Here is an 18,832-nt window from a genome sequence, read left to right as displayed (position 1 = left end):
CTGGATGACCATGCCTCGGGCCACGCTGTCCAGGCTCAAGGCCAGGGCGCCGGCAATGAGCAGGTCGGGCTAGCTGGTTTCGAGAAAGATGCCGAGCGTGCCGCGATCACGCTCGCAGGACAGGCGCACGACGAATGGCCTCATGCCCACGCGTTTTTCCACGGCGGAGAAGTCCGCGACCCTATGCGTACACAGCGGCACGTCAGAACGATGCCGATCTTTACCGCGCTATTGTCGAGCACGAGCTGCTGAAGAACATTGCGATCCGATCGCAGTTCGATGGCACCGCCCAGGCCCGCAATCGCCTGTCGACGACGACGCGACGCTGCCCGCCGTGACCGAGACAGGACGGCGAGCAGGAAGGTACTGGCGGGGTGGGCGCGATGTTGCCCCCCCCCACTCTTAAAAGGCGTCGAAATCCAGAAAGCTGTATAGGATGGCCGCTGGATTCAAGACATCGTCCGGCTGTCGGAGATTCTTGTAAACCAATCTCAGTGGCGACGGACGTAGCTTGTTGGGCACATCCATGGCAAGCCGTCGCCGCATCGTGCCCTGCGGTGCAAGCCCGATGACAACAGCCGGACCCAGGGATTTGATCGACGACCGCGTTGCGTTCAAATGCAGGTCGCCCCGAGGGATGATCGCTCTTGACCGGACCACCGGCATTGACGAGCTGCCCTCGACGACGACGCTGTCAGCGCTGGTGCTCACCACGCGCAGCGGATTATTCGGATTGCGCAGGCGCCAGGCCAACGATTCATCCGTCCATTTCTGGAACAGCTCGGCGTGTTTCACGGCCTGGGGCACGTCCAGGTTGTGCGGCAGCATCTCGACGTGTGCCGACAGCCCGGCCACATTCTGGAATTTGAACTTGAGTTCGTAGGCGCGATAGGTCTGCGCGTTGGCCACGCCCAATACGGCGGCAAATCCCTGCTCGCCGGCAGCCTCCATCGTTCTTTTGACGAGGCCGACGAAGTGTCCTTTACCGCGAGTCTTGGGGTGTGTTGCCACATTGAGAAGCAGGATGACTTTTGCTTCCTGACCCTTGATGATGACCCGCTGGGGCAAAGAGGCCACGTGACCCACCAGTTCATCACCCGCCCAGCAGTTGAACCCGACGGCATCGCCTGCCGGATTCTCCCAATAGAGCCATTTCAAGTATTCAGGAGTGAAGATCGTGGCGGCTGGAAATGCAGCCTTCATCAGACCGAGAATCTTATCCAGGTCCACCCCTCTCTCGATGGGTCGATACTCAAACTCCGACATGGCACATCCATTCTAGATTTTAGTCTGCGCAAATCGTACAACAAATGGCGATAGGGCAGCCCCGCAGGACGCCCATATTTTGCCTGCTGCTCGAGGAAAACAAGGGCCTACCGCACGCACTGAATCCTGTCGCGGCAAACGCACTTCGGCTCACTGCCGTGAGCCCAACGCAAAAAAGGCACTTCGCTTTCGCAAAGTGCCTTTTTCTTGAATTCGATGGGGTGGCTGATGGGACTCGAACCCACGACAACTGGAATCACAATCCAGGACTCTACCAACTGAGCTACAGCCACCACTGTTTTTTCACTGCTGAATCATTGCAGCCGAAAATCATTGCTGCCTTCGCCTTCAAAACACCTTGTGCTGGTGTTTTTCCTGCGGCTTCAATGTGTTCAACAGCGAAGAGGCCGAATTCTAGCACGTTTTTTTCGCGTGTGTAAAACGGGCCGTTTGAATACCTGTTCTGTGCCCCAGCACTACCGCCGGGCCCCCGTTGCGGGCCCGCCAGCCTTGGTATCCTTGCCGCTTGGAACACCCCTTGGACTACCCCCCCCTTTGGAGGCCCGCCAACGCCGGCGCTATGGATCGCATACACGAATTACTGATCGCCTACTGGCCGCACATGGTGTTCGGCGTCAGCTTGATTGCCGGGGCCGGCGCGGCGGTGCATGCGGCCATGACCAAGCAAGATGTGCGCTCGGCCATCGGCTGGGTCGGGCTGGCGCTGTTCTCGCCGCTGTTTGGCGCGCTGGCCTATTTCGTGGCGGGGATCAACCGGATCCGCAAGACCCGGATGACGCAGCAGCGCGACGAGGCGATGCTGGTGGATGCCGCCCTGGTGGAGACGCCCAGCGTGGATGTGGCGCCGATTTCGGGGCCGCAGTTCGCGTCGCTGAAGGTGCTGGGCGACCAGGTCAGCCGCTTCCGGCTGCTGGGCGGCAATACCGTGCAGCCGCTGGCCGGTGGCGACGAGGCCTATCCGGCGATGCTGCAGGCGATACGCGGCGCCCGCCATGCGGTGGCGATGCAGAGCTACATTTTCGACAACGACGCGATCGGCCGCGAGATGGGACAGGCGCTGATCGAGGCGCAGGCGCGCGGCGTGCAGGTGCGGGTGCTGATCGACGCGATCGGGTCCAAGTATTCGCACCCGCCGATCGTGCGGATGCTGGCGCGCGGCGGGGTGCCAGTGGCGCGCTTCATGACCAACCCGCTGGGCGTGCTGCGCATGCCCTATGCCAATCTGCGCAGCCACCGCAAGGTGCTGGTGGTGGACGGGCGCATCGGCTTTACCGGCGGCATGAACGTGCGGGCGGCGTTCGTGACGGCGCTGTCGGGCGCGGCAACCAACGTAGACACGCATTTCCGGGTGGAAGGGCCGATCGTGACGCAGCTCATGTCGGTGTTCGCGCACGACTGGAATTTCACGACGCACGAATCTCTGCCGGCCGCGCCCTGGTTCGACCCCAGCGCGCAGCCGCCCCATGGCAACGTGCCCATGCGTTGCGTGCCGTCGGGCCCGGACCGGGCGATGGGCAGCGCCCACAGCATCCTGCTGGGTGCGCTGGCGGTGGCGCAGCGGCACGTGCGCATCCAGTCACCCTACTTCCTGCCGGACCAGCCGCTGATCGGTGCGCTGGCCACGGCGGCGCGGCGCGGGGTGGTGGTGGACATCGTCATTCCCGGCAAGAACAACCTGCGGCTGGTGGACTACGCCATGACGGCGCAGCTGGACCAGGTGGTGCGTACCGGGTGCCGGGTGTGGCGCTCGCAAGGCATGTTCGACCATTCGAAGCTGATGACGGTGGACGACGGCTGGGCCTATGTGGGTTCGTCGAACCTGGACCCGCGCAGCCTGCGGCTCAATTTCGAGCTGGATACGGAAATCTACGACCCCGCCGTGGCGCGCTGGATCGGCGCGAAGATCGACGCGCTGGTGGGCAATGCACGCCGCGAAACGCTGGATGCCCTGCAGCAGGCGCCGTTCGCCAAGCGCCTGCGCAACAAGGTGATCTGGCTGGCCACGCCGTATCTGTAGGCGTGCCCGATCAGCCGTCCGACGTCGGCGTGGCCGCTTGGCGCACGGCAAAGACCGCGCTGGCCTTGAGCACCAGACGGTCCTCGACCTGCAGCCGGCAGGTGGCGTAGATCAGGCGTTTGCCGCGCTTGTCGATGGTGACGTGGGCTTGCAGCCAATCGCCGGGCATGACGGCGTTCAGGTACTCCACCGACATCTGGGCGGTCACGACCGAGGCCTGGCACTGGTGGGCGATGACGAATCCCAGGGCGCTGTCGGCCAGCGTAGCCAGAAAGCCGCCGTGCGCCATGCCGTGCATGTTGCCGTGGACCTGGCCCACGCGCAGGGCCAGCACGTCGTCGGCCGCGCGCCGGTAAAAGCCGCTGAGATCGTCCAGGTGCTGCATGAAGGCGCTGCTGGGGCGCCAGGGCGCAAAGCCGGTAGGAATGGAATCGGTCATGGCAAAGGGGAAAATCCGCTGCGGAACCTGCAACGGTAGCGCAAACCGGCCGTGCCGCGCGGACGCGGCGCGCGGCACGGCCGGTGAACGGACAATATCGCCGCCCGCTGGCGCGGCCGTCGCGCCAGCGCTACAGTCTGGCCATCAATCGCCCGGCACCCAGTTTTTCGCATGAACTCCATCAAGACCTACGGCATGGCCGAGCGCGCGGACTATTTCGATTTCGATATCCGCGCGCAGCAGGTGCGCGAGCCGCTCGAGCAGCCGCACCGCCACGAGTACTTTCAGATCCAGGTGAACCTGGACGGCGATACCCGCCAGACCATCAGCGGCACGGTGCGCCCGTTCAAGCGCGGTTCCTTGAGCTTTGTGCTGCCGTACCGGGTGCACCTGGTGCCGCATCCGCCGGGCGCGCGTTACGTGATCATCAACTTCGCGCAGCGTTTTCTATGGCCGGAACTGACGGTGGACCCGCTGGACCTGGAAGACGTGCCGGTATCCCAGGCGCCGGCGCTGGCGCCCTTTCTGTTCCAGGAATACCTGGATTTCGAGCTGGACGACGCCGGTTTTGCCCAGGTGCAGGACCTGATCCAGCGCCTGACCGAAGAAAACCAGCGCCGCGGTTTTGGGTCGCTGACGACGATCCGCGGGCTGATCCTGCAACTGATCGGCCTGGTGTGCGAGCGCCATGAAGCCGACCTTCTGCACATGGCGCGCCACCATGCGGGCAGCAGCCGCCGCGGCAGCGTCAAGCGCGTGCTGGCGCACATCGGCGCGCACATCACCGAGAACCTGACGCTGAACGATGCGGCCGCGGCCGCTTTCCTGTCGCCCAATTACCTGGCGCATCTGCTGAAGAAGGAAACCGGCAAGACCTTCACCGAACTGGTGGCCGAACGCCGCATGGCGCTGGCCCGCGAGCTGCTGGCGCATTCGGCGCGCAAGGTCAGCCAGGTGGCGCACGCGGCGGGGTTTGCGGACGAGGCGTACTTCTCGCGCCGTTTTCGCCAGCTGGAAGGCATCAGCCCCACCGAATACCGCGAACGCCTGCGGGCGGGCAGCGCGGACGGGTGAGCCGCAGCGCCCAGCCGTGATCTGCCGAGGTCCGGGACCGCACCGCCCTGCAATTCACGGAATCGTCCAGGGATTGCGTAATCGTCTCCAGTGCGCCTGGGCGCGGCCACCCTAAAGTGGTTGCATCCCTCGCAACCTTCAGGAGACCCGCGATGACCCAGCCCGTCCAGACCCCTTTTGCCGTGGCCCAGACCACCGTGCCCATCGCCGGCAGCGCGCAGCGCTTTCCGGTGCGGCGCATCTACTGCATCGGGCGCAACTACGCGGCCCACGCCATCGAGATGGGTTCGGACCCGACGCGCGAGCCGCCGTTCTTTTTCCAGAAGCCGACGGACGCGATTCAGGTGGTGCTGCCCGACAGCGTGACGGATCACCCCTACCCGCCCCTGACCCAGAATTACCACTACGAGGTGGAACTGGTGGCGGCGCTGTCCAAGGGCGGCCGCGACATCGCGCCGGAAGACGCGCTGCAATGCGTGTACGGCTACGCGCTGGGCCTGGACATGACGCGGCGCGACCTGCAACGCGGCATGGGCGACCAGAAGAAGCCGTGGGAAATCGGCAAGAGCTTCGACCATGCCGCCCCCATCGGGCCGATCCACCCCGTGGCCCAGACGGGGCACTACCAGGAAGGCGAGATCTGGCTGTCGGTGAACGGCGAACGCAAGCAGCAGGCCACACTGAGCCACATGATCTGGTCGGTGGCCGAACAGATTTCGCGGCTGTCGCAGGCGTTTGAGCTGTTCCCCGGCGACCTGATCTATTCGGGCACGCCCGAGAACGTGGGGCCGGTGGTGCGCGGCGACGTGATCCGCGCGCATGTGGACGGCCTGCCGGAACTGAGCATCCGCATCGTCTGACGCGCCGCCAACGCGGGCGGCCCGACAGCCGTCCCGCGTATCGGCAGCCCTGCCGCTGCCGCCGCAAATCTGAGAGTAAGATTTACGCCATAACAAACGCCCGTGAGGCAGGAGCAGTGGAAGATGGCGAAAATCGGTATGGTTGGCATCGGCCTGATGGGCCATGGCATTGCAAGCAATCTGGTCAAGCACGGTCACGCATTGACCGTGCTGGAACACCCGGGCAACCAGCCCCTGGATGCCCTGAAGGCCGCGGGCGCCACCAGCTGCGCCGACGGCGCGGCGCTGGCGGCGCAGGCGGACGTGATCATCCTGTGCGTCACGGGCAGCCCGCAGGTCGAAGCCGTGCTGCTGTCGCCGGGCGGCGTGCTGGAAGGGCTGCGCCCGGGCACCGTCATCATTGATTGCTCGACCGCGATCCCGTCGTCCACGCTGAAGGTGGCCGAGGCGGTGACGGAACGCGGCGGCCGCTTCCTGGACGCGCCCATGACGCGCACCCCGAAAGAGGCCGCCGAAGGCCGGCTGAACCTGCTGGTGGGCGGCGATGCCGCGCTGTTCGCGGAATGCCGGCCGATCCTGGCGTGCTTTGCCGAGAACATCACGCATGCCGGCCCCATCGGCGCCGGCCACCGCATGAAGCTGCTGCACAACTACGTGTCGCTGGGCGCGATTGCGCTGCTGTCCGAAGCGGCGGCCTGCGCGCTGCGCGCGGACATCGACCCGGCCGTGTTCGCCGAGGTGCTGACCAAGGGCGGTGGCGGCGGCGTGGCGCTGGAACGCCTGAAGCCCTACCTGCTTGAACAAGACCCGTCGTCGCTGCGCTTTTTCATGTCGAACGCGCAGAAGGACCTGTCTTACTACAACACCATGGCCGCCGAGACGGGCGCGGTGCGCGAGATCGGCGCGGCCGTGCTGCACACCTATGACCAGGCGGTGGACCAGGGCGGAGGCGATCGCTACGTGCCGGAACTGGTGTCGTTGCTGAAAGACCGCTAGGCAATAAAACGGGCCCGGTCATTGACCGGGCCTGCACGCCGACGGAACACCGGCCTATGGGTCAGCAACCTGGCCAGCCCCCCTAGGGCCGGCCCGCCGCCATCGCCGGCACGACCCGCAACGCGCCGCGGCGCGGCAGCTGCATCGAGATGATCGCGGCCAGCAGCAGCAAGGCGCCGGCCGCGCCGAACGCCACCCAGTGCGTGTGAAAGCGTTCAAAGGCCCACCCGCCCAGCCACGAACTGATCATGCCGCCGACCTGGTGGCCCAGGTAGGTCAGGCCGTACAGCACGCCCACCAGCCGCACGCCGTAGACGTCGGCGAGGATGGCGGATGACAGCGCGATGCTGCCCGCCCAGACCACGCCGCCGATGGTGGCGGCGAGGTACAGTTCCCAGTGCGCCCCCACCATCACCAGCGCGAAGAAGCCCAGCCCGCGCACCAGGTAGATGGTGGCCAGGATGTTGCGGCGCTCGACCTGGTCCGACATGCGGCCCAGCACCAGCGTGCTGAAGATGGCAACCAGGCCGATGAGGCCAATGCCCAGCGAGCTGGTGGTGGCATCAAAGCCATGATCCATCAGCATGGGCATGCCGTGCGTGCCGAGCAGGTTCATGCTGAAACCACAGGCGAACAGGCCCAGCGCCACCTGCCAGAACGGCAGCGTGCGTACGGCGTCGCGGACCTTGACGTCGGGCGCCTTGGCGGCCGACTTCGCCGACGCCTTTTTCTCGACGATCTGGTGCGGCAGCAGGTCGGTATGTTCGGGCGCCTGGTCGCGCATGACGAACAGCGCCACGGGCACGTTCAGCAGGGCAAACAGCACGGCAAAGCCCAGCAGGGTTTCCTGCCAGCCCACGGCCGAGATCGCAAAGGTGAGCGTGGGCGTCATCAGCGCGATGCCCGCCATGGACCCGGTGGACAGGAAGAACAGCGCCATGCCGCGCTGGCGCGTGAACCAGCGGCTGATCACGGGGGTGAGCGCGACCGGACTGGTGAAGGCCAGGCCAATCGACAGCGCCACGCCGAAGGCCAGCAGGAATTCGATGGGGCCGCGCGCGAACACGGTCCAGATGGACGAGGCCACCACGATGGCCGTGCCGGTCAAGAGCACGAAGCGGGTGCCGCGCGTGCTGACCAGGTAGCCGGCCAGCGGCATGCCCAGGCCATAGCACAGCATGCCGACCGCGACGATGCCCGACAGCAGGCTGCGCGAAAAACCCAGGCCGTCGGCCATGGGCAGGAAAAACGGCCCGATGCCCATGCGCAGGCCCACCGTCAACAGGGTGAGCACCGTGGCGGCGCCAACGATGTTCCAGCCGAAATACCAGCCGCCTGATTCTTGCTTCTCCACTTGCCTCGCTCCTTGTCTTCTTATTGGTGAATTCTTGTCGCCCGGGGCGCTTCAAGATTCCAGACATCGCAGGGGATGCGCGCAAACGAAAAGCCGGCCGCCAGACGCGCCATATTACTCCCGGCTATATGGACTGCGGACAGCGGCGGCAACAAGCTGTCCGGTGACCGGTCGGCGGGCGCCGGGTTCGCAATTTTCGGTGGACCAAATATAATTGAGTGTTATTTTCATTACCAAACCCCTTCCCGAACGGCTGCCCAGGCGGCTCTTTTCCCACCCGCCTCTGCGCGTTTTCGATGCCCACGGCCGCGTCCCGCCCCGATCCCGACCTGCATGCCTGGTATGTCGACCACGGCGGCTGGCTGCTGGGCTGGCTCAAGAAGAAGCTGGGCTGCCCGCACAACGCCGCCGACCTGGCGCACGACACCTTTGCACGCATCCTGGCGTCGCGCGATGCGCTGGCCGCGGTCAACGAACCGCGCGCCTATCTCTCCGTCACGGCCAGCCGGCTGATCATCGACCAGGCCCGTCGCCGCGAGGTCGAAGCCGCCTACCTGGTCGAGCTGAGCCTGGCGCTGCGCGACCAGCCGGGCGCGCCGTCGCCCGAGCAGATCCTGATGACCTCACAGGCGCTGGCGCAGATCAGCGCCATCCTGGACGGGCTGGCCGAACGACCGCGCCAGGCGTTCCTGCTGCACTACCTGGACGGCGAGACGCACGCCGCGATTGCGGCGACGCTGGGCGTGTCCGACCGCATGGTGCGCAAGTACCTGGTGTCGGCGCTGGTGCATTGCCACGAACAGGTGCAGGCATGAGCGCGGCCGGCACGCCGTCCATCGCGCACGAAGCGGCCCAGTGGCTGCTGCGCCTGACCGAGGACGATGCCAGTCCGGCCGAACGCGAACGGCTGCGGGCGGACTTCGACGCCTGGAAGCACGAGCATCCGCAGCACGAAGCTGCCGCGCGACGCATGGAATCCGTGCTGGCGCAGCTGGGTGCGCTGCGCGACGATGCAGCGGGGCAGACGCAGCCGCTGCACGCGGGCCTGAAGGCGGGCTGGGCCGCCGGCCGGCGCCGCCGCGTGCGCCGCGCCATGGCCGCCCTGGCGCTGGCGGGCGTGCTGGCCGCGCCGCTGGCGGTGTTCCTGCATTTCTATCCTTCTTCGTATCTGCTGGCCGACATGCGCAGCGGCGCCAGCCAGTGGCAGACGCACGTCCTGTCGGACCAGAGCCGCGTGACGCTGGAGCCGGGCACGGCGCTCAACCTGCATTTCGATCCGCAGCGCCGCGAGGTGGAACTGGTGCGCGGCGACATCCTGGTGGACGTCGCCAAGGATGCCGCCCGGCCGTTCACGGTGCGCACGGCCGAGGGCACGGTGCGCGCGCTGGGCACCCGCTTCGTGGTGCACGCCGAGGCCGGCGTGACCGTGCTGACCATGCTGGAATCCAAGGTGTTGGCCACCCCGCGGCAAGCGGCGGGCGGCGCGGGGCGCGAGGTGGCGGCCGGCCAGGCCTTGCGCATCACCGCGCAGGGCCTGGGCGAACCGACGTCCGTGGACGCGGCCGCGCTGGAAGACGCCTGGAAGTACCGCCGCCTGGTGGTGCAGGACCAGCCGCTGGCCGACGTGCTGGATACCCTGGCGCGCTATCGGCCGGGCGTCATGCGCATCGACCGCGACGCGCTGGCCGGCTTGCAGGTCAATGCCGTGCTGCCGCTGGACGACCCCGAGCGCGCGCTGCAATTGCTGGCCAGCAGCTTCCCGATCCGGGTGCGCACCTTGACGCCCTGGCTGGTGATGATCGACCGGGTCGCGCCCGCCCGCTGACTTTTTTCATTTTTTTCGCTGCAACGGTTCCGCTTTTTCCGCGTGGCGCGTCATAGCAATCAGGACACTCACGCACACGGAACCCGCTATGCCCTTGCCGACCCTGACCCACCGCCTGACCCCGCTGGCGCTTTGCCTGGCGCTTGCCGCCCTGGCAGGCGCCACCGCCCTGCCCGCCCACGCGCAGCAGCAGACCGACGCCGCGTTGCAGTACGACATTCCCGCCGGGCCGCTGGCGCCGGCGCTGAACCGCTATGCCCAGCAGGCGGGCGTGGCGATCTCGGTGGACGCCAGCCGCATCCAGGGCCTGACCACGCCGGGCCTGCGCGGACGCTATCGGGTGGACGAGGGCTTTCGCGCGCTGCTGGCCGGCAGCGGTTTCGCCGCTACCCGCAGCGCGGGCGGCTATGTGCTGACCCCGCAGCCGCAACCCGGCGCCACCACGCTGCCGGCGGTGCGCGTCAGCGGCCAGGGCGTGCCCGGCGCGCTGGACCCGACCGCGGGCCTGCTGGCCTCGACCAGTTCCAGCGCCACCAAGACCGACACGGCCCTGATCGAGACGCCGCAGTCGGTGTCGGTCATCACCCGCGAACAGCTGGACGAACAGAAACCGCGCAGCGTGTCCGAAGCGCTGCGCTACACGCCGGGCGCCTTCACCGGCCTGGTCGGCGCCGCCGACCGCTACGACTACGTGGCATTGCGCGGCTTCATCGAGAACAGCACCGACAACACCATCTACGACGGCCTGAAGCTGCTGAGCGATTCGGGCACGTTCAGTTCGATCCAGATCGACCCGTACTTCGTCGAGCGCATCGACGTGTTCCGTGGCCCGTCGTCGGTGCTGTTCGGCCGCAGCGCGCCGGGCGGCCTGGTGCAGCTGACCAGCAAGCGCCCGCTGTTCGAGCCGTATCGCTCGGTGGAGGTGTCGTACGGCACGCAGGGCCAGAAAAGCGCGGCCTTCGACCTGGCCGGCCCGGTGGACGACAACGGCAAGGTGGCCTACCGCGTGACCGGCCTGGGCCGGTCCACCGACACGCAGTTCGACAACACCCGCGAAGAACGCTATGCGATTGCGCCGCAGGTGATGTTCAGGTTCACGCCCGACACCAGCCTGCTGCTGCAGGCCTACCTGCAGCGCGACCCCAGCGGCGGTTTCCATAGCGGCGTACCGGCCGACGCCAGCATCACCAACGACCACGCGGGCCAGCGCATTTCGCGCCACTTCGTGGATTCGGACCGGGACGATAATCAGTTCAAGCGCAATGAACGCATCTTCGGCTACCAGTTCGACCATCGCTTCAATGATCGCTGGACGTTCCGCCAGAACGCGCGCTACGTGTCGTCCGACGTGCGCCTCAAGCAGGTCTACGGTTATGGCTGGGCCAACGATACCGAGCTGACGCGCTATTACTCGGGCGCCCGCGAAACGCTCAGCGCCTTCGCCATCGACAACCAGTTGCAGGGCAGCTTTGAAACCGGCGCGGTCAAGCACACCCTGCTGCTGGGCATGGACTACCAGCATCGCCACGCCGATGGCCGCTGGGACGCGGGTTCGGCGTCGAACCTGGATGCGTTCCACCCCGACTATGCCAATGGCGACGTGCAGATCACCAGCCGCACGTTCTTTGACCGCAAGCTGGAGCAGACCGGCTTCTACCTGCAGGACCAACTGGCCTACGACCGCTGGCGCCTGACGCTGAGCGGCCGCCAGGACGAGGTGCGCACCACGGACTCGAGCCGCACCGGCGCCTACCTGTCGGACAAGAACTGGAACGGCTCGAAGTTCACCAAGCGCGGCGGGCTGGTCTACCTGTTCGACAACGGCGTGTCGCCGTATGTGAGCTACAGCGAATCGTTCAACCCCAACGCCTACGTCGACCGCCAGGGCAACCTGCTGCCCCCGACCCAGAGCAAGCAATACGAAGTGGGCGTGAAATACCAGCAGCCCGGCACCGAGAACATGGTGACGCTGGCCGTCTTCGACCTCACGCAGGACAACGTCGCCAACCGCGTGCTGGCGCAGACCTACTACACCGCGGCGGGCAAGGTGCGTTCACGCGGGATCGAGCTGGAAGGCAAGACCCGCCTGACCGACAACCTGACGATGCTGGCCGCCTATACCTTCACCGACATGAGCTACCGCGAGTCGGCCGAGGGCCTGGCGGGCAAGACGCCCTACCAGGCGCCGCGCCACATGGCGTCGGTGTGGGGCGACTATCAGTTCGACAACGGCCTGGGCGTGGGCGCGGGCGTGCGCTACGTGGGCACCAGCTGGGCCGACAACGCCAACACGCTGAAGGTGCCGGCGTATACGCTGCTGGACATGTCGGTGCGCTACGACCTGGGCAGGCTGTCGTCCTCGCTCAAGGGCATGAGCGTGCGGGTCGCGGCCAACAACCTGCTGGACAAGACCTACGTGGCTTCGTGCGCCAGCCTGAACTACTGCTACTACGGCGAAGAACGCAATGTCGTGGCGACGCTTAAATACGAGTTCTGAGGCACGGGTTCTACAGCAGGTCTATCCCGCGCCCCCCGGCTGAAGCGCACCCTTGCGCCGCGGCACTGCCCGCGGCGCAAGGCTATCTGCGCGGCTACCAGCGGTAGCGCGCCGTCATCATCACCGTGCGCTCGGCGCCGCGGTAGCACTCGCCCATGTAGCAGATCGAGTAATAGTCGCGGTTGAACAGGTTGGTGGCGTTCAGCGCCAGGCGCCACGGGCCGGTCTCGTAGTGCACCACGGCATCGACCAAGGCCACGCCGGGCTCGCTGGACGTGTTGTGCTCGTCATTCTGGCGGCGGCCGGTATAGCGCACCCCGGCGCCCGCGCCCAGGCCTTGGGCCAGCGTGTAGTCCAGCCACAAGGCCGCGGTGTGCTTGGGCACGCCCATCGGGATCTTGCCGACTTCTTGCGGATCGCCACTGCTGCGCACCTTCATGTCCAGATAGGTATAGGACGCCGCAACGTTCAGGCCGCGCACCCATTCGCCCTTGGCTTCGAGCTCGATGCCGCGGGCACGTTGCTTGCCGGTCTGGCGTTGTTCGTCGGTAATGGGGTTATAGCTGACGATGTTGGTCTTGTTCAGGTCGAACACGGCCAGGGTGTACAGGCTGCGCGAGCCAGCCGGTTGGTATTTGACGCCCACTTCCACCTGTTTACCGCGGCTGGGCTTGAATGGGTTGTTGTCCGCATCCACACCGCTGTTGGGCACGAACGATTCTGAATAGCTGAGGTAGGGCGCCAGGCCGTTGCCGGCCACGTAGGTCAAACCGGCACGGCCACTGAAGGCGTTGTCCGTTTGCTTTTGGTAGGTATTGTGCAGGCGGTCGTCCGTGGTTGAAGTGACCCGGTCCTGTCGCCCCCCCAGCGTCACGATCCAGTGATCGTCCAGCTTGATCTGGTCCTGCAAATACAGGCCGGCCTGGCGGATCGTCTGGCGGTAGTCGGCCAGCGGATTCGTGGGTGTCGCGATCGGCACGCCGTAGACGGGATTGCGCAGGTCCAGGTCGGGCGCCGGGCCGATGTAGCGGTTCGCCTTGGCGCGCTGTTCGCTCCAGTCGAACCCCATCAGCACGGTGTGCTCGGTACCCCACAGCCGCAGCTTTCCCTGCAGTTGGGTATCCACCACCGACTGGCTCAGGGGGTCGTCCCAGGTGCGGGCGACGCGGGAAATGGCGGTCACGTCTTCATTGACCTGGTCGGTCCAGATCACGCGCCGGTCCATCGACAGGTGGCTGTAGCGGAAGTTCTGACGGAAGGTCCAGGCATCGTTGAAGCGGTGTTCCAGCAGGTAACCGATCGACGCCTGTTCGCTGCGCATGCGGCTGAACCCGGGGTCACCCATCTTTACGTCGGTCAGCTTGTAGTCTTTGGCGAAATAGTAAGGATCTTCGCCGGTCTTGTTCTTGATGTACTCGGCCAGCAGCGTCACCGATGTCGCCGCGTCGGGCTGCCATCGCAGCGAGGGGGCCAGGTACAGCCGTTTGCGATTGATCTTGTCGCCGTTGGGGTATTTGTCCTGGTCATCGCTGTCCAGCCCTACCCCCACCAGGCGGTAGCTGAGTGCATCATCCGGACCGAAGGCGTCGCCCAGATCGAAAGCCAATTGCTTGCGCTCGTAGCTGCCGTACTGCATTTCCACTTCACGGATGCGTTCGCCGGTGGGCCGCTTGCTGATGCGGTTAAGAACGCCACCGGCGTCTCCTTGGCCGAAGGTCATCGACGACGGGCCGCGCAGCACTTCGATGCGCTCCAGGCCGTAAGGCTCGGTGGAGTACCGGGTGACGCCGGTCGGGGTCTGCGCCAGGCCGTCACGGAACGACACGTAATAGGTCGAGAAGCCGCGCAGGTTGATGTATTCCCAGCCACGGTTGTCGGGGCCGTACGTATTGCCACTTACACCTGGGGTGTATTGGACGGCGTCCATCACATCCAGTGCACCGCGTGCCTCCATTTCCTCGCGGCCCACCACCGAGATCGACTGCGGCACTTCCAGGATCGGCGTGTCGGTCTTGGTGGCCGTGGCGGTGCGGCTGGCGGCATAGCCCGGCACGGCGCTGAAGGCGGTTTCACCAGTGACGACTACGGCGGGCAATGTGGCGACACCGGCCGCGGGCGCCTCGCGCAGCACGTAGTTGCCGCCACCGCGATGGCGGGCTTCGAGCCCGCTGCCGGCCAGCAGGTGCGCCAGGCCCGCCTCCACGGTGTAGGCGCCCCGGATGCCGGTGGACGGGCGGCCACGGGTCTGGTCGGCGTTGAACGACAGGGTGATGTCGGCCGCGGCGGCGTAACGGCTCAGCGTCACGTCCAGCGGACCGCCAGGGATGTCGTAGCTGCGCGCCGCGGGTGCCGTCTGGGCCGATGCGGCGGGCGTCAAGGGGCTTGCGGCCAACGCGACCCAGACGGCGGCGGCGAGCAGCACGGGCAACAAGCACGGCGCGGCCAGGACGCGCGGCGGCAGAGAAGATAGACCGGACGTCAAGGAGAATTCGGAATGGGACGCGGGGCAGACAACGGCGGCTAGCGGCTTGCGGGACACGGCGGCTCTCATAGGCAGGACAGGACATGCCGCAAGGTCCAGGCAGGGTTGACACCCCCCGGACCAGGCGGCCCTATCTGACAGGCCGGATGAGAACGGGAAAGAGCAACCCCGCGACGAAAATATTCCGGGATCAACGCGGCACGATGCGCACCCAGTAGCGGGTGCGGGTACGCAGCGCCACGGGCAGCGAGGCCACCACGTTTTCCAGCACCGCGTCGGTATCGGCCAGCCGGAAGGCGCCCGACAGGCGCAGATGGGCCACCGCCGGATCGCAGGTGAGGCTGCCGCGCCGGTAGCGCGCCAGCTCGGCGATGAAGTCACCCAGCGGCTGGTCAATGGCCACCAGCCGGCCGTCGACCCAGGCAGCCTGCCCCTGCGACACCGGCTGGGGCACGGCGGCGGTGCGCGCCGTCAACAGGCTTTGCTGGCCGGCCGCCAGGCGCAACGCCACCGCCCCCGCGTCGGCGGGCTGCAGCAGCACCGCGTCCTGGAAGACCGCGACCCGCGTGGCGTGATCTTCGCGCCGCACCGAGAAGCGTGTCCCCAACGCACGTACGCTGCCGTCCGGCGTCAGCACCTCGAACGGCCGGCGGCCGGCGTTGTCGGGCGCGGTCTGCACCAGCACCTCGCCCTGGTGCAGACGCAGCAAGCGGCGTTCGGACCCGTAGTCGACATCGACGGCGGACCCGGTATTCAGATAGAGTATGCCGCCGTCGGGCAAGGTCACGGTGCGCCGTTCGCCCGTATCGGTGCGCAGGCCAGCCGTCAGCACCCGCCAGGGCGGCGCGCTGTACAGGCCCAGCGCCGCGCCGCCCCCGGCCAGCAAGGCCAGGGTCAAGAGACGCCGGCGCTGCTGCTGGCGGGCCGCCTGCAATGTGGGCAGCAGCACGTCACCGGGCACGCTGCCCAGGCGTTCCTGCAGGTCCAGCATGCGCGCCCAGGCCTGGCGGTGGCGGGCGTCGGCGTCCAGCCAGCGGCCCCACCCGGCACGGAGGGCATCGTCGGCGTCCGTATCCTGCAAGGCCACGTACCAGCGCGCAGCGGCCTCGAGCGTTTCTGCGGAAATCGTCATGGATCAGCACATCCGAAAAGGAAGGGAACCCCTAGGGCCTGTTCACACTGGAAGGAGCCTCGCACAGGCCCTAGTCGGCGGCCAGCAACAGGCACTGCGTCAACGCGCGCACCATGTGCTTTTTGATGGTCGTGACGGACACGCCGAGCTTGGCGCCGACCTGGGCGTAGGTCAGGTCCTCAAACTGCACCAGCAGGAAGATTTCGCGGGTGCGCGGCCCCAGCTCGTCCAGCATGCGGTCGATGGCCAACACCGTTTCCAGCAGGATGGCGCGCGCCTCGGGCGAGATGGCGACCGGTTCGGGCCGCGCGGCCAGGGTTTCCAGATAGGCGCGTTCGATGGCCTGGCGGCGGTAGGCGTCGGTCGCCAGCCCGCGGGCAATGGTGGCCAGGTATTCGCGCGGCCGCAGAATGGCGTCGACGTTGCGATTGGCCAGCACGCGCAGGAAGGTGTCCTGCGCCAGATCGGCGGCGCTGTCGCGGTTGCCGAGCTTGCGGCGCAGCATGCCCACCAGCCAGGGGTGGTGATCGCTGTAGAGCGCTTCAAGCGAGAGGGCGGGGGCCTGTTCTGACATGGACGGACTTGACGCCCATGCAACCGAGCGGCTTAAGAATGAATATTATTCTCGATTCTAGCCGAGAGGCCAGCCACCGTGGCAGAGGAAAAATCGGGCCGTTGCGGCAAACCCACGGCTGGCTGCGGCACGAGTCCCAATCGCGCCGCGCTGCTGCGCGGGCCGCCCGCCTGGCGCCTGCGGAGCGCCGCGAGCCCCCGGTCAACGGCGGGGGGCTCGCCGCGCTTCACGTCCTGGCTTGGGCTTGCCCTGCCCCGGCCCCGCTGCGATCAGCGCATCCACGCTTTGCAGCTTTTCCGCCGCCACCGCCCGCAGATGCCGGATCAGCAATTGCGCAGCGGGCGACGGCGGGCGCGCCTTGGGGTAGATCAGGCCATATTGCAGCGGCGTTTCGGGTTCGAAGCGCCGTATCTGCGCGCCGAGATGGGTTTGGGTCAGCGCGGTGAGCGGATCGCTCAGTGCCGCGCCGCAGCCGCGCACGGCCAGTTGGCAGGCGATGAAACCGAACGACACGTCGAACTGGGCTTCGGGCTGATAGCCGACCTTGGCGAAGGCCCGCGCATAGCGGTGGTACAACGCGCCGCGCAGCGGCAGGCCGATGAAGCGGCCTTGCCCCAGGATCTGCGGCGTGATCACCGCCTGCGCCGCACGCGGATCGTCGGGCCCCAGAATGGCGACGGCGCGCGATTCGGCCAGCACCTCGGTGGTAAGCAGCGCGTGTTCGACCGGCAACTGCGCCAACGCCAGGTCGAAATGCTGCTGGCTGATCCAGGCATCCACATTGGGCGGCATGCGCGCATTGATGGTGACGCCAAAGGCGTTATCTTCCTCGACCGCGCGGGCCACGGCTTCGACCAGCAGGCCTTCGATCAGGTGCTGGGCCACCAGCACGTTGACGTGGGTGCGATTCTTGCGCCGCGCGCCGCGGGCATATTCGGTGACGGCGTCGCCGGCCCGCAGCATCTCGTCGATGCGCTGGTAGAAGCCCTGGCCCTGCTCGGTCAGGGACAGCCGCCGCCCCTCCTTGACCAGCAGCGGAAAACCCGCCTCTTCTTCCAGCGTCGCCAGCAGCCGGCTGACCTGCGACGCGCTGCGATGGATGCGCAGCGACGCCTCGGCAATGCTGCCGCCTTCGACAAAGGCGCGCAGCGCCTCCAGGGCCATGAAGTTCAAGATGCGCCTCCAGTCAGTTGCGAGATATGCAAGTTTTACGCCTAATTTCGACATTGACGCACATTACCCCTCGTCCTGACAATGGCCCTGCCGATGGCGCTCGATGATGGCGCCGTCATAAAAACAGCAAGGGGAATTCCATGAACGCAGTACACCGACTGGCCGCCGTGGCCGCGCTCAGCCTGGGACTGGCCAGCGGGGCGCCAGCCGCGGACGCCTACCCGTCCAAACCCGTCAAGGTGATCGTCCACACCTTGCCCGGCGCGTCGTCCGACGTGCTGGCGCGCGCCGTCAGCAAGGCCATGGGCGAGCAGCTGGGGCAGTCTTTCGTGGTAGAAAACCGCTCGGGCGCAGGGGGTGCCATCGGCGTGGATGCCGTGGCCAAGGCGGCGCCCGACGGCTATACGCTGCTGGCCGGCGCGTCCAGCGCGATGGTGATGCTGCCCATCGTGCTGAGCCGCAAGCTGCCGTACGACGAGAATAAGGACTTCGCGCCGATCGGCATCATTTCGCGCTCGCCGTTCGTGCTGGTAGCCAGCAAGGCGTCGGGCATCCGCAGCGTGCAGGACCTGATCGCCCGCGCCAAGGCTGAACCGGGCAAGCTCACCTACGGCAGCGCCGGCCCCGGCACCAATCCGCACCTGCTGGGCGAACTGCTGAGCCAGCTGGCCGGCATCCAGCTGTCGCACATTCCGTACAAGGGGCCGGCGGCAGCCGAATCCGACCTGATCGGCGGCACCATCGACATTCTGTTCGATACGCCGTCGTCCGCCCTGCCCTATGTGAAGTCCGGCAAGACGGTGGCCATCGCCGCCACCAGCGACGCCCGCGTGGCCGACGCGCCGGACGTACCGACCGTGGCCGAACTGGGCTATCCCAGCCTGACGCTGTACGGCTGGACGGCGCTGTATGCGCCGGCCGGCACGCCGCCCGCGGTGGTGGAGAAGCTGCAGGGCGCTCTGCGGCAGGCGCTCAAGACCCCAGCGCTGCGCGAATTCATCCTGAATTCGGGCAACGACATCCTGGACCTGTATGGCGATGACCTGCTCAAGATGCAGGTCGGCATGCAGACCTTCTGGCGCGACATCGTCAAGGCCCGCGGCATCCGCCTGGATTGAACGA

General features: G+C 66.7%; 16 protein-coding genes and 1 tRNA gene. 8 read left to right on the top strand and 9 right to left on the bottom strand.

Going from position 1 to position 18,832, the window contains the following annotated elements; translation table 11 throughout:
* Positions 1-402 precede the first annotated feature (402 nt).
* The 3 genes from AC3WMR_RS29465 to AC3WMR_RS29455 form a co-directional block, all read right to left on the bottom strand.
* Positions 403-1,266 (bottom strand): GNAT family N-acetyltransferase, encoded by an 864-nt coding sequence (locus AC3WMR_RS29465; protein WP_492266639.1) that lies wholly within the window; start codon positions 1,264-1,266, stop codon positions 403-405.
* A gap of 217 nt (positions 1,267-1,483) precedes the next feature.
* Positions 1,484-1,559: transfer RNA gene (locus AC3WMR_RS29460), tRNA-His, on the bottom strand.
* Entirely contained in the window at positions 1,550-1,687 is a 138-nt protein-coding gene (locus AC3WMR_RS29455) for a hypothetical protein (protein ID WP_492266638.1), read from the bottom strand. Before AC3WMR_RS29455 ends, AC3WMR_RS29460 begins: the two co-directional genes overlap by 10 nt.
* A 159-nt stretch (positions 1,688-1,846) precedes the next feature.
* Here AC3WMR_RS29455 and AC3WMR_RS29450 point away from each other — a divergent pair, with 159 nt between their 5' ends.
* On the top strand, positions 1,847-3,304 hold the full coding sequence (locus tag AC3WMR_RS29450; protein WP_492266637.1) for a phospholipase D-like domain-containing protein: 1,458 nt from the start codon (positions 1,847-1,849) through the stop codon (positions 3,302-3,304).
* 10 nt (positions 3,305-3,314) lie between these two features.
* On the opposite strand, the gene AC3WMR_RS29445 is transcribed toward AC3WMR_RS29450, so the two are convergent.
* Entirely contained in the window at positions 3,315-3,743 is a 429-nt protein-coding gene (locus AC3WMR_RS29445; RefSeq protein WP_492266636.1) for a PaaI family thioesterase, read from the bottom strand.
* A 171-nt stretch (positions 3,744-3,914) separates the two neighbouring features.
* On the opposite strand from AC3WMR_RS29445, the gene AC3WMR_RS29440 reads away from it, so the two are divergent.
* The 3 genes from AC3WMR_RS29440 (at position 3,915) to AC3WMR_RS29430 (ending at position 6,673) form a co-directional block, all read left to right on the top strand.
* Positions 3,915-4,817: a helix-turn-helix transcriptional regulator gene (locus AC3WMR_RS29440; RefSeq protein ID WP_492266635.1), complete on the top strand. Its 903-nt coding sequence runs from the start codon at positions 3,915-3,917 to the stop codon at positions 4,815-4,817.
* Between the two features lie 152 nt (positions 4,818-4,969).
* Entirely contained in the window at positions 4,970-5,677 is a 708-nt protein-coding gene (locus AC3WMR_RS29435; RefSeq protein WP_445657137.1) for a fumarylacetoacetate hydrolase family protein, read from the top strand.
* Between the two features lie 123 nt (positions 5,678-5,800).
* A complete protein-coding gene (locus AC3WMR_RS29430; RefSeq protein WP_492266634.1) occupies positions 5,801-6,673 on the top strand; it encodes an NAD(P)-dependent oxidoreductase in 873 nt (290 codons plus the stop codon).
* A gap of 82 nt (positions 6,674-6,755) precedes the next feature.
* Here the strand turns inward: AC3WMR_RS29430 and AC3WMR_RS29425 are convergent, their stop codons facing one another.
* Positions 6,756-8,027 carry an MFS transporter gene (locus tag AC3WMR_RS29425; protein ID WP_492266633.1) on the bottom strand — a complete coding sequence of 424 codons (1,272 nt, stop codon included), beginning with the start codon at positions 8,025-8,027 and terminating at the stop codon, positions 6,756-6,758.
* A 296-nt stretch (positions 8,028-8,323) separates the two neighbouring features.
* Between AC3WMR_RS29425 and AC3WMR_RS29420 the strand changes: the two genes are divergently transcribed.
* From AC3WMR_RS29420 to AC3WMR_RS29410, 3 genes are all read left to right on the top strand, one after another.
* Complete coding sequence (locus tag AC3WMR_RS29420) at positions 8,324-8,842, top strand: sigma-70 family RNA polymerase sigma factor (RefSeq protein ID WP_492266632.1); 519 nt, start codon at positions 8,324-8,326, stop codon at positions 8,840-8,842.
* Entirely contained in the window at positions 8,839-9,852 is a 1,014-nt protein-coding gene (locus AC3WMR_RS29415) for a FecR family protein (protein WP_492266631.1), read from the top strand. The genes AC3WMR_RS29420 and AC3WMR_RS29415 overlap by 4 nt, the downstream gene beginning before the upstream one ends.
* A gap of 88 nt (positions 9,853-9,940) precedes the next feature.
* The gene (locus tag AC3WMR_RS29410) at positions 9,941-12,349 is read left to right on the top strand and encodes a TonB-dependent siderophore receptor (protein WP_492266630.1); all 2,409 of its coding nucleotides are present in this window, start codon (positions 9,941-9,943) and stop codon (positions 12,347-12,349) included.
* Between the two features lie 94 nt (positions 12,350-12,443).
* On the opposite strand, the gene AC3WMR_RS29405 is transcribed toward AC3WMR_RS29410, so the two are convergent.
* The 4 genes from AC3WMR_RS29405 to AC3WMR_RS29390 all read right to left on the bottom strand — a co-directional run bounded on the left by AC3WMR_RS29405 (position 12,444) and on the right by AC3WMR_RS29390 (position 17,701).
* Positions 12,444-14,831 carry a TonB-dependent siderophore receptor gene (locus tag AC3WMR_RS29405; protein WP_492266629.1) on the bottom strand — a complete coding sequence of 796 codons (2,388 nt, stop codon included), beginning with the start codon at positions 14,829-14,831 and terminating at the stop codon, positions 12,444-12,446.
* Positions 14,832-15,021: 190 nt separating this feature from the next.
* The gene (locus AC3WMR_RS29400) at positions 15,022-15,963 is read right to left on the bottom strand and encodes a FecR domain-containing protein (RefSeq protein ID WP_492266628.1); all 942 of its coding nucleotides are present in this window, start codon (positions 15,961-15,963) and stop codon (positions 15,022-15,024) included.
* 70 nt (positions 15,964-16,033) lie between these two features.
* Positions 16,034-16,537, bottom strand: coding sequence for a sigma-70 family RNA polymerase sigma factor (locus AC3WMR_RS29395; protein WP_492266627.1), 504 nt, complete (start codon positions 16,535-16,537; stop codon positions 16,034-16,036).
* Positions 16,538-16,738: 201 nt separating this feature from the next.
* A complete protein-coding gene (locus AC3WMR_RS29390) occupies positions 16,739-17,701 on the bottom strand; it encodes a LysR family transcriptional regulator (RefSeq protein WP_492266661.1) in 963 nt (320 codons plus the stop codon).
* A gap of 149 nt (positions 17,702-17,850) precedes the next feature.
* Here AC3WMR_RS29390 and AC3WMR_RS29385 point away from each other — a divergent pair, with 149 nt between their 5' ends.
* Positions 17,851-18,828, top strand: coding sequence for a Bug family tripartite tricarboxylate transporter substrate binding protein (locus AC3WMR_RS29385; protein WP_492266626.1), 978 nt, complete (start codon positions 17,851-17,853; stop codon positions 18,826-18,828).
* The last annotated feature ends 4 nt before the right edge of the window (positions 18,829-18,832 follow it).

This window comes from Achromobacter sp. FW305-C-28 (genome assembly GCF_058783235.1).
Note: the sequence above shows the minus strand (reverse complement) of the source record. Positions and strands in the feature narration are given on the sequence as shown.